At 62.3% G+C, this 11,395-nt stretch carries 8 protein-coding genes; 2 read left to right on the forward strand and 6 right to left on the reverse strand.

The features are described from left to right. Nucleotides 1-92: 92 nt before the first annotated feature. From JQS30_RS02025 to JQS30_RS02040, 4 genes are all read right to left on the reverse strand, one after another. A complete protein-coding gene (locus JQS30_RS02025; RefSeq protein WP_213171740.1) occupies nucleotides 93-1,061 on the reverse strand; it encodes a hypothetical protein in 969 nt (322 codons plus the stop codon). 835 nt (nucleotides 1,062-1,896) lie between these two features. Further along, nucleotides 1,897-3,333, reverse strand: a complete 1,437-nt coding sequence (locus JQS30_RS02030) for an FGGY-family carbohydrate kinase (RefSeq protein WP_213171741.1) — start codon at nucleotides 3,331-3,333, stop codon at nucleotides 1,897-1,899. 325 nt (nucleotides 3,334-3,658) lie between these two features. After that, nucleotides 3,659-4,306, reverse strand: a complete 648-nt coding sequence (locus tag JQS30_RS02035) for a response regulator transcription factor (RefSeq protein ID WP_213171742.1) — start codon at nucleotides 4,304-4,306, stop codon at nucleotides 3,659-3,661. After that, a complete protein-coding gene (locus JQS30_RS02040) occupies nucleotides 4,297-5,604 on the reverse strand; it encodes a sensor histidine kinase (RefSeq protein WP_213171743.1) in 1,308 nt (435 codons plus the stop codon). The genes JQS30_RS02035 and JQS30_RS02040 overlap by 10 nt, the downstream gene beginning before the upstream one ends. A 108-nt stretch (nucleotides 5,605-5,712) precedes the next feature. Between JQS30_RS02040 and JQS30_RS02045 the strand changes: the two genes are divergently transcribed. Beyond that, nucleotides 5,713-5,928, forward strand: coding sequence for a hypothetical protein (locus JQS30_RS02045; protein WP_213171744.1), 216 nt, complete (start codon nucleotides 5,713-5,715; stop codon nucleotides 5,926-5,928). Next, nucleotides 5,918-7,330 (forward strand): FtsX-like permease family protein, encoded by a 1,413-nt coding sequence (locus JQS30_RS02050; RefSeq protein WP_213171745.1) that lies wholly within the window; start codon nucleotides 5,918-5,920, stop codon nucleotides 7,328-7,330. The genes JQS30_RS02045 and JQS30_RS02050 overlap by 11 nt, the downstream gene beginning before the upstream one ends. 52 nt (nucleotides 7,331-7,382) lie before the next feature. Here JQS30_RS02050 and JQS30_RS02055 read toward each other — a convergent pair whose 3' ends face one another. Both JQS30_RS02055 and JQS30_RS02060 read right to left on the reverse strand, forming a co-directional pair. Then, the gene (locus JQS30_RS02055; protein WP_213171746.1) at nucleotides 7,383-8,693 is read right to left on the reverse strand and encodes an MHYT domain-containing protein; all 1,311 of its coding nucleotides are present in this window, start codon (nucleotides 8,691-8,693) and stop codon (nucleotides 7,383-7,385) included. Nucleotides 8,694-9,178: 485 nt separating this feature from the next. Continuing rightward, on the reverse strand, nucleotides 9,179-10,057 hold the full coding sequence (locus JQS30_RS02060) for an MHYT domain-containing protein (protein ID WP_213171747.1): 879 nt from the start codon (nucleotides 10,055-10,057) through the stop codon (nucleotides 9,179-9,181). Nucleotides 10,058-11,395: the final 1,338 nt, after the last annotated feature.

Genomic DNA, 11,395 nt, shown 5'->3' on the forward strand with positions numbered 1-11,395 from the left:
ACACGTTTGCGCCTACCGCGCCCGCGCGGGCCTACCGACGACCAACGCATCGCATTGTCAAGCTGGGTCGCGCCTACCGCGCCCGCGCGGGCCTACCAGGTTCCTTCGGCCAGGAGTTCTTGTGCTTTTTGCAAGACCTCCGTTGCCAGTTCGTTGTAGGCATAGAAGGCTTGTTCGTGCTCGGCGTAGAACTCAAGTAGGAACGACTCGTACAATTCCTTGTTTAGGTCATTGACGCCTTCGGCTTCGGCGCACTTTGCGTCGGCGACGGCAAGTTCGATCTGTCGATCTTCGAAGGCATCGAAATCGGCACCGGACTCGGCCCTCCAAGTCATTAGTTTGGCGAATGGGTCATGGTAGTTTTCGATTTCGCTATAGCCCTCATTGCGCATGCAGTGCGCCCAGTCGGCTTCGCCTTCGGCGAACTCGGCACTTTCTAGCAGCGGTGAGTTCATGCTGGTGGTGGCGGCTAGCTGGTGATACATGAAGTCCCGAACATCATTATGAATCAACTCGTCTACATATCCGGCGCACCCGTCTGTGTAGCGTTCGATTGAGACGTTCCACTCTTCGAAATGGAGGCTTTCGACTCCGGGTGGGTCGGCGACGGGTTCATCGGTTCCCCACACCGCCTCCGTATAGTCGTTGCCAAAGAGCACTATGGCTTGCTCATAGGTCAACGACCCCGATGTTTCCGTGACATTCTCATCGGAAAAGAGGTCTGCATAGTAGACGCGAAAGCCAACCTCCGCAGCAGTGTCCGGATCGACCCTAGGTCGAGCCAAGCCCATCGAGTCTTCGAGCGAGCGAGCAGCTATGTCCATTGTTTCCAGGGGTGGAAGTTCCTCTGGAGCAATTCCCTCTGATTCAGCGCATGAGTACCACAGGCGTTCAGTGACCTCTTGAATCTGGGCGGAGAGGTACAAATTTTCCTGCCACGTGCTGACAACTTCCTCTGGGCTCCGATGGGGGCCATCGTCCTGAGAGCAAGCACCTAGATAGGCAATGAGGGCAACCCCTGTTAGAAAAATCAGGGACTTCGAGAACTTAGCTTTGCGCATACCAATCCGAAACTCTTTAGATGGAAAACGTTAATAGTGGTCAGTCGAAACTAGATTTCGACTGACCACCACATGCTGAACAGTCAATGAGGCTTATGCAAAGGGCGCATTTAGGGCTACAGGAGGCGAAGTACGCGCAGGTGAACGAGCTGACGAGAATGCCGAAAACTCCTTTTTGCGCAGCTTCAATTTGCGACAGCCGCACGCGCAGCTTCCTTCCCACCTTAGATTAAGGGCGTGATCTTTGGACTATGGTCCTTTCGTCGCCTCGGTTGCTTACCAAGCTGGTTTCATTGAGGTTGAGACAGCTGTGCACTGGATGCTCTTGAATCGCTATTTTTTGGTCAGCGGGAAAGCCAGTAGCTGAAGGGGCTCGGCGACTGGTCTTTCGTTTCGCGTGATTTTTCCTATATGTGCTCTTGCTACTTTTGCGGAGCCAATGAGGTGCCGACTATGCGCAAGGTTCCAAGCGAAGCTTGGAAACCCTTGTGAACAGCGCATAGACGGACTATGTTCGGGCCGTGCTCGTTCTGGCTCCAGGGGAACGGGTGTGGGTGGCCCGGGTTAAATCTGATTCTGAGGTCTCGGTTTTAGGCGTCCAGGTTGGGCACGGTGTCCGGTTTGGGATCGAGTGTTAGTCCGTAGCTGAATGCCGTGCGTGGCACCGTGGCTCGATGGAGGATGTGCCATTAGTTGATCTGGTGCATGACGGGCGTTCCCCTTGGACGGGCAGTAACGCCCGTCCTGGAAACACTGGGTGGTGTTACTTACACAGCTGTGGCAGGCGCGCACGTCGCGCCTCATTGTCGTCCGCGAATCTTCCAGCTGCCGTTGGCTATCGTGACGATGCGCTCTCCCAGGGCTCTTGTGCCCACCGGTCGGTGAGGATGTCGGTCCATTCTCGACGGGGGTCGATTGTTTCGGTGACCGTACGGTTGCCCAGTTGCTCTACGCGAGCAGCCTCGGCGGCGGCAGCCGGGGCGAAGAGCCCGTCGCGCAGGAAGTGTGCGCCCAGGATGCCTGCCCCGGCCAGGGACGGGTCAGGTACGTCCAGGCGTTGGACTGGAACCCCGAGGCTGTCGGCGAGGAGCTGGATTGCTCCGCGGTTGCCTTGAACGACGCCACCGGAGGCGCGAATCGTGGGCTCTGTGTGAAGCAGGGGGCGCAGGGAATCGAGCAGGGCCCGGAATGGCCGCCACAGATCCAGGGCGAAAGCATCACGGATGTCATCCAGGCTGCTATCTGGCCTGAGGCCGGTGATAGATCCGGTGGCGTCCCACGGATAGTCGGGCCCTCTTCGCCCGTACACCGAAGCATCAGCGCGGACCGACGGGTTGAGGGGAGTCCCCATATACCGGTTCCAGTCGATGCGCTCACCGGTAAAACGGCCCACCCATTCCACAGTGTTTCCCGCCGAGGAGACGGCCCCGCCAACGGCGTGTAGGTCTTCGGCACACCGATAGTGCCACAGCCCAGGTGCGTCCACATCGGACGTCAGGTCGGTCAGCACTGCCCTGATTCCGCCGGAAGTACCGACGTTGACGGCAATGCTCTCAGGCCCGATCGCACCGTGGCCCAGGTTGTGGCACAGCCCGTCTCCCGCCACCGGCAGCCACATCGCTCCGGCCAATTCGGGCACGAGGTTTCCCTTGCCCGCCACCGGCTCGGACCACATTTCGGGCACCAAACGATCGGGCAGCCCCAGCGCCTCGAACAGGGGTCGATTCCATGCCCGCTGCTCTTGCAGCCACAGCCCGGAAGCGGCGGCCATTACCTCCGACCAGCCCAGCCGGTGCCCTGACAACTGCTCGGCAATCCACGAACCGATGTCGGAAAACCTGACCACGTTGGGGTCGAACAGGAACGGCAAGGCTGCGACTCCGTAACTGGAGTGCAGGTAGGCACCGGAAGCCGAGTGCGACCAGGCTGGTGAGGCCACCTCGACCCGGTGGCGCACCCAGTCGGGCAGGCGCGCCTCCCAGGTCACCGCGTCGCCCAGCGGCTGCCCTTCGTCGTCAAGCGCCACTGCCGAATGCCACAGCACGCTCATGGACACAGCGCCGACGCGGGACAAGTCCTGCTCACCAATTGCCCTGACCACTGACTCCAAGAGCCCCGCCAGGTCGACCCGCCCGGCTGTGGCTTCCTTGGATCGATACCGCTGCTCGGAGATCGGACCACACCGCAGGCCATCTGGGCCGTACCGGGCCGCTCGGACCCCGGTGCTGCCGATGTCCAGTGCCAGAGTTTCACTACGCGATGATCGGCCCATCAGTCGAGCACCGACCCGTAGGCCTGGGCTCTCATCTCATGGTTCCCTTCTGCCAATCGGCTCTTACCTGCGTAAATGTCGCCTGCTGCGGCTTTGAATGTGCATGTTCGTATCAGCCTCACTGTCTTATGCGAATGCATGGCCAGCTGGCTTCTGGCTAGTGACCTTTACGAAAAAGGCCCCGTTAGCGCTGGATTCTATCGGCACTAGAGCGCATGGTGAACGCTTAAAAGGCAAACTTCCACAGCCAGACCCTTTTACGGGCGATATTCGCCAACCTCGTTACATCGGCACCTTGGGCCCAAAACCAACTTTGCGCTAGGCCTTAAGCCTCGCTACCTTCTAGGTAGGTCAGTACCGCCGCTACGCGGCGGTCTCGTCCGTCGTCGGCTCGCAACTCCAGCTTGGCGAAGATGGAGCGGATGTGCTTTTGCACCGCGTGCCCGGTCACGAAAAGCCGCTGCGCGATCGTGGAGTTGGAATGGCCTTGGGCCATCAGGCCCAACACTTCCCTTTCGCGTTCGGTCAGCGCCTGGAGTGGATGAGCGCGACGTGAAAACAGCTGCGCCACCACCTCGGGGTCAATGGCGGTGCCACCATCGTGTACCCGGTGGAGGCTTTCCAGGAACGATTCAACCCGGCCCACTCGTTCCTTCAACAAGTAGCCGATTCCGCGCGCGCCCTCGCGCAGCAACTCAGAGGCGAAACTATGTTCCACATAGGCCGACAGAACGACAACCGGCAGGCCGGGTATGACCTCGCGGGCCGCCACGGCTGCCGTGATGCCCTCATTCGTGTGCGTCGGAGGCATCCGCACGTCCACAATGGCCAGGTCGGGGCGATGCTCGCGTATAGCCTCAATGAATGACGCGGGGCCGTCGGTCACCGCCGCGACCTCGAACCCTTCGGCGGTCAACAACAGCCGCAAACCCTCACGCAACAGCGTGTCATCATCGGCGAGCACTATCCGCATGGCAACTCCACGTCCACCACTGTAGGACCGCCGACGGGGCTGGATATGCGCAGGTGGCCGTCCAGCGCCGCTACCCGATCCCTCATCCCGGCCAAGCCCTTGCCCGCGCCTATGTCGGCGGCGCCTTGGCCGTCGTCGGCCACTCGAACGCAAAGCCGGTCGTCCTTGACCGACACCGTCACGCGAACCTGGGTCGCTCCGCTGTGTTTGGCCACGTTGGTCAACATCTCCGCCAGCGCGAAGTAGGCGCACGCCTCGACTGCCATAGCCAGGCGCGGCAGCGGTGAAACGTCGACGTGGCACGGCAGTGGGCAGCTCGCGGTCAGCCCATAGATCGCCCCTTCCAGTCCTTGGTTTTCCAATACTGGCGGCATGATGGAGCGCACCACGGAACGCAACTCTTTTAGCGCCTCTTCGGAGGCCTGTTGGGCTCGTTCGATGGCGTCGCGGGCTTGGGTGGGGTCGCGGTCGAGGGCGCGCCCAGCCGCGCCAGTCAACACGGCTACGGCGACCAGGCGGTTTTGTGAGCCGTCGTGCAGGGCCCGCTCGATGCGGCGCAGTTCGGTCACGTGTGCGTCTAGGGCTGCGGCGCGGGTGGCGGTCAGTTGTGCGACCCGCTGCGACAGGTCGACATGGGGGTCCGGGGGAAGGAATCTCCGCCCGGCCCATGCTTGGGCTCGCGACAATGGTGGGGCGACGAGGGTGAACAGCACCGCCCATATCGGGCTGGTGAGGGCAAAGAAGAGCACGGCCGCCCAGCTGTTGGCCGGGATGCCGAGGCTATTGCTCGCTTCCCCTGCGGGAGCCAGATACCACCAGGCGGGCAGGCTGAGGTCTCGGACGGCCATCAGCGGCAGGGCGATGCCGAGGATGCCCACGCAAAATCCGAAGCTCGCGTGGGTGAAAAGCCATGCCAGGTCTCGCCGGGTAGAGCTTTGGCGTAGCAGCGCGCGTGCCACGCCCCAGGGGTTCTCGTCCTCTCCGGTCACCGTTGGCGCGTATGGGCGCGGTATCCGCACTCCCCATCGCTCCAAGCGGTTGCGTTCGAGGTCGGCTACGTGGCGCACGAGCGAGGCCACGGGTCGCGCCAGCAGCAACCCGACTCCGATGAGGCTCAGCACAGAGGTAAGGAGCACCGCGTAGACGGTTATGAGAGCCAACAAAGAGGTGCCCAGCCCCGCTGCCAGGACACGCAGCTGTTCGAGGCCGTGGCGAGCGCGCCTGTGCAAAGCCACATCCCGCCGTTGCGGCGCGTGGCCCGCGTCGGTGTCGAGCCGCTGGCGTTGCTGAGAACTCATGTGTTCAACCTAGCCGCCGCGCGGGCCTACCTCGGTAGCGCCAGCGCTACCACAAGAGGGCGTTCAGCTGTATTGTCGCAGTTCATCGGGCGTCATAGCGTTGTCCACATGAGCCAATCAAGCCCTTATGCGCCCACTGTTCCCGGCCCGCGCCACCGGGGCCTTAAATCTCTCTTGTGGACGCTGTTGCCGATTTTCGTGGTCGCCAACGTCGTCCTCAGCTTCGGACCATTCGCCGACTGGATAGCTGTCATCCCTGGCGCCCTAACCGTGGCGACCATCGTCGGGCTCGTGGCCACTCACCTGAAGTCCCGTGAGCGTTAACGCCGTCCTCATTGACCGGCCGGGCAAGGCAACGGTGCGACACGCTGTCACCGGCGGCCTCTCCGGGGGCGCGGCAAGTCTGGCTGCCGCCGCTGGTGGAGCATCCGTGCTCACGGTCAGCGCCCTCCTAGGCGAAGCCGCCGCCTACCATGCGCTGACAGTCTCCACCGCCGACCTGCTCGACCTGGGAATCGTCGCGCTGGGACTGGCCAACATCTTCATTCCGCTCCTGGTCTATGTCATGGCCGACGTGATTTCGGTGTCCGCCGCCGGGGCCCGGCGGCAGATCGTCACGCTGCGGGCCCTCGGGATGGAACGGGGCCGACTGCGCGGCGAGGTCGGCCGTAACGCCGCCGTCCATTGCCTATCGGGGATCGCTCTGGGCAGCGCGGCCGGATATCCGCTGGCCTGGGCGTCTACCTGGCTGTTGGACGCGGTGAATCTGGTCCCCAGCGGCTTTACGTTGCCGAGCACACCGGTGGCCGGGGTGGCAGCCGCCGCCGTAGTCGCCGCGATTGCCTACCTGGCGGGCTATCTGGCGGTCGTCGCGCCCACCAACGCCCCAGTAGCCGAAGCCGTCGCCGCCTCCGAGACCTCGGTGAGGCCGCCCTCACCACTGCGGGCCCGGATCGGCGCAGTGGTCATGGCTTTGGGTTTCGCCTCCGGGCTCGCACCGCTGTTTGGAGACGTGGAGGCCGGGGCCGCCGGAAGCGGTTCGGCAGCCCTGATATGTGCCATCGGCCTGGGGCTAGCCGGGCCCACAATCTTCACGCGGGCCGCACAAGCCCTGCTGCGTCGCCTGCCGAAGACGGCCCCGATGCCGGTCCGGTTGGCAGTGCAGAATTTCGACGGCTATGCCCACCGAACCGCCCTGGGCGCGACGGTTCTGACCATGTCAATGGCCATCGTGGTGACGTTCAGCTTCGCCAATGCCACCATCGCCGAGGCCGCAGCGCGCCACCCTCATCTCTTGGTGGGCACCGACTTGACCGCAGAAGAGGCCGAGGCCGGCGCGCTGTTGAACACGGTGGTGCTCGTGGCAGCGTTCGCCTATGTGCTGCTGGCGGCTTTCAGCCGCTACGCCGCACTGATGCGACAACGCCGCATCGAGCTGCGCCGCCTACACCAGATTGGGGCCACGCGAGGTCAGCTGCGCGGCATGATCGCCACCGAGACGGCACTGACGACGTCGATGGCCAGTATCGGTGCCCTGGCGATCGCGGGACCCATCCTCATCGTGCTCAGCATCGGCACCCTGGGCACCGTCATGCCCGTGGGCCCGTGGTGGGTCTTTCCCTTCGGGATGGCAGGAGTGTTGTTGGTGCAAGTCGCGGCGGCCTGGAACGCGTTCGGGCACCTGGCTCCTCCGCGACGCCCCTCAGCCAGCAAAGCGGCGGGGTGAGGGCCCAGTACCCTCACCCCGCTCGCGCCGCCGTCGCGGCTACCGTGGCGCGTTACTGCCCGGAGGAAGTCGGGGAGTAACGCGACGGGTTGGGAATCTCGTCTTGGCGTGCGTGCGACACGGTCGGGTGTTGCTGTGAAATCGACTTCAGGAAGTGAAACGTGTCGTCATCCTCCGGGTCGTTGCGCTTTTTACGCGAGCTTGAGCGCCGTGACGAAGGGTCGTCATAGCTTGGTGCCCACACACCATCCTCGGGTTGCGGCTGCTGGTGAGGCGCGGACTCGGGAGTATTGGGCGCGGGCGTGCCTTGGCGCTGCTGGGCTTGCTCGATGCGCCGTTGCTGGGCATAGATCTGCATGGGCCGTTGTGGTTGAGTCGCACCATCGGCTGCCGTCGGGTTCCCCGGAATCTCAACCGGGTCCATCGCCTGGGTGTCCCACTGCGTGTGCGAAGCCTGATGCGACGGCCGCGCTGGCTGCGCGGCTTCAGCCTCGTTGTGCACCTGGCGGGACGCAGTCGGACCAGGCGAGGGACGGCGGTGGGGTGGGGTGGTGCCGTCAGCGGTTTCGTCCTCCAGATCCGACTGCCGCCGGGTGGGCTCTTCGCTCCACGACAACGGCTTGTGGGAATCCTGGCCCCGTTGCATGAGCCCGAAGAGCAAAGCGATGATGACCAGAGTCGCCACCACCATGATCGGCAGGATCAACATAATCGGATGGATTCCACTGACCGGATTGCGTCCGTCGTTGTGCAACGTGACTTGGATGCCCGCCATACCCGTGTAATGCATGCTCGAAATAGCCACCGCCATCAGAGCTGCCGCGCCAATCTGGGCGTAACGGTTGTCCAACCACGTTCCGAAACCCAACGCTACGGTCGCGGCGACCACGGCAATGGCCACCGAGGCCCAAAAGTAAGTGCTGTCGTGAGTGATCGTGCCGGAGATGTTCACCGCGGCCATGCCCGAATAGTGCATGAAGACCACCCCGAGGCCCGCCAACGGACCCCCAATGAGGACCTTCAGCAGCGACTGTTTCCCGTAACCGACCACGAAAAGCCCAAACGCCACCGAACCGATGGACACGACCAGACTCACCGCCGTGATCAAAGGGTCGTAGGCGACGTCGGAGACAGTGACGTTGAAACCGATCATCGCCGCGAAGTGCATCATCCAAATACCGGTACCGCCCAGCGCCATGGACGCGAAGGCGATCCATTTGGTGCGGAGGCGATTACGGCGCTGGCGGCGGGCCATGCTCATGCAAATGAGAGCGATGACTGAACCCGCAAAGGCGAATCCGAGCCCCATGACTGGGTTGACCCAGCCATAGGTGAAGTGAGATACGTGTGCCAAATGTTCCATGTGTAAAGTCTTCTCCCCAGGTCGAGCGGCGCTTGCCGGGTGGCTTCCGCATAGCGCGAAGTGATCACGTGACGTTCGTCGAGGCCTAGCGCTGGTGTCAGGTTTCTTGCCTACTGCGGAGTGGAATGTTGTGCTTGAAGGTCGTCCTCGGCCCTTTTGCATAAGCCTCACTGAAATTCCACCATTCTCGTTGCGGCCAAGCGCGAAACGAGCCCTTGCGTAATAGGCATTTACGGCATTCCGTTAGCTGGTTTACCTGTGTAAACTCCGCTTCTTGCGGCTTGGAAGCCGCACGTTCGCATGAGTCTCGTTGTCGGGGCCGGTTTCGCGGCGCTGGTAGCGGGAAACCGACGTGAGGCAAAGTGCTGCCTGGGCCGCCTGGAAAGGGGAGCCTGCGTACATCGATACGGCGCTGTGACTCGGAGAGGAGACGCCCCGCAGGGGCATACCGAGTCGTTATCTGTTGCCGCCCAAGGCCATTCGCATCATTGTGTCGACGCGAAAAGGCTGCTCTTGGTTGCCTGCTCATTGTAATTAATCTCAGAGGGTGATTCGTCCGCTATGGGACCGTGATCGTCGTTTGACGGTTCGGTACCCGTAGCGACGGTGAGAACACCGAAAATCATGCTAACGATGGAGATCGTCGCCAGGACCAAAATTGGGATCATCAAGACGAGCGGATCCATGCCTTCGACCGCGTGTTGGGGCGGGCCGGTGACCGTAATGGCGGCCATGCCGGTGAAGTGCATGCCACACACGGCCACGGCCATCACCAGCGCCGCGATCGCCATCGCGCCCTTGGCATCTACCCAGGTGGCGAATGCGAGCGCGGCGGTCGCCGCCACGAGGGCGATCGCGACCGACGCACCCACCAGCACGCTGTTGTAGGTCAAATTGCCCGTCGAGGAGATCGCGGCCATGCCCATGTAGTGCATTCCGAGCACGCCCGCACCGGTCACTGGACCCGCCAGCATCAGCTTGAATATCGAAGGGCGGCCCGTCCCGGTCAAGAACAGCCCCAAGGCGACCGCGCCCACGCCGAGCAAGAAACTCAGCGCGGTCAATGGCACGTCGTAGGCGAGGGCTTCGCCGGGGACGGTGAAACCGATCATGGCGATGAAGTGCATCATCCAGATGCCCACTCCGCCAATCGCGAGCGCGGCCAGCGCGATCCATCGCAGCCGCGCTGCCAGGGAAATGGCTCCGCGAGCGTTAGCCATGCTCTTCAAGCCCAGGTATGAGCCGGCCAGCGCGAAGGAAAAGCCCATGGCGGGGGTGATCCACCCGAAGGTGAAGTGGTTGTGTTCGAGGGTTCCCGAGCTGAGCAATTCCAGCCCGGGGTTGAGGGTCAGCAGTTGAGTCATGAGTCTCTAAGTCCTTCGTAGGGGCCGCCGCCGGGGCGCTGGGTGTGCCGTATCGGCGGGGCGAGCGAGCCGAGAGATGAAGTGATGCCACCTTCACAGGTGGCGGGTCTTCCTCCGTCCGCGATGTGGACCTGCGCCGGTGATGCGTTGTCGGATGCGGTGGGCTTGTGGTGGGGCCCGCGCCTTGCGCAGTGTCGTTGTGCGTGTCCCAGCCGGACGAGCCCGTCGCTTTTACGGCGTCGATGCTTGTCCTTGGTGGCCGTATGGCCACTGTCTTATTCCCGGCCTGTTTGTTGTCGGGCCGCTCCTCGCTGTTGTGTGCGCGGAGGTTCCTTATTGCGAGTTTGCTGCAACGTAGGCGCCTCGTGTCGCACAGTGAGTGCGAGTTGCAAAATTTGCTGGGCCCTCCAGGTTGCGGCCGCGCAGCGTGGCTCTGCACGTGCGGGTGGACGCGACGTGGTCCGGTGAGCGCGCAAGGTGGTTCCCTCGTGAGTGCTATGGGGAACTGGTCTTGGCTGACACGCACATCAATGTGGTGTGCGGGGCCGCAATAAAGAGGGGTTCGACTGCTGCGAAGTCGAACTGACACGTTCAATCCGCTTGCGTCGGGGCGCGGAGGAAATCAATGACGTGTGTGAATGCGACTGTCTCAGCCCGAGGGTGGGGCTGTGGCAGTGATGAAAGTGGTGGGGTCCTCGCTTTCATGGCATGAGGAGCGGGCTCGGCGGCGCTGGCTGTGCGCCGGTGGCGAAGGCGTTCGGCGATGGAGGTGTGTAACGCCGGGTTTCACCACAAGCGCCAGTGGTGATGGTGCCCAGTGCTGCCCATTCTCTTTGTTCGTTTGGATATTCCTTTTGGGGAAACCTTGAACGCGGTTGATGAGTGTGCCCAGGGGCCATGCGCGAGCGAGAGGTTTAAGCAAAAGGCAGCTGCTTCGTACCGTTCGGTTCGTCTACCGACGTAGACTTCGCCGTTTGGCTTTGCATCCGCGCCTTCGCGTACGCCTTCGCGTTGTTGTGAACTCTGCCTACACGTTTCGCCGATATGCCCGACCTCGTCGGATTTGTTTGTGATCACCTGTCCGTTCGGTTACCCGCGGATATCCGAACGTACCTAATCAGACCTTAGTAGTTTCGTTCGCCAAAGGGAAGGGGAGGCCGACTTAACCCAGTTGATGGGTCATGGCCCTATAACACTTGGTAGTAATAGCTGTTCGTGACGGATAATGAATAGATAGCGATCATTCTGGCGCGGTCCTGCGAACAGATTGTGGATACGGTTCTTCTGGTTTAAACACGCTGACCGTTCGGATGGGTACTGAGTATCTACTTGGGTGAA

Origin of the sequence: Natronoglycomyces albus (assembly GCF_016925535.1) — a bacterium.
Lineage (GTDB): Bacteria > Actinomycetota > Actinomycetes > Mycobacteriales > Micromonosporaceae > Natronoglycomyces > Natronoglycomyces albus.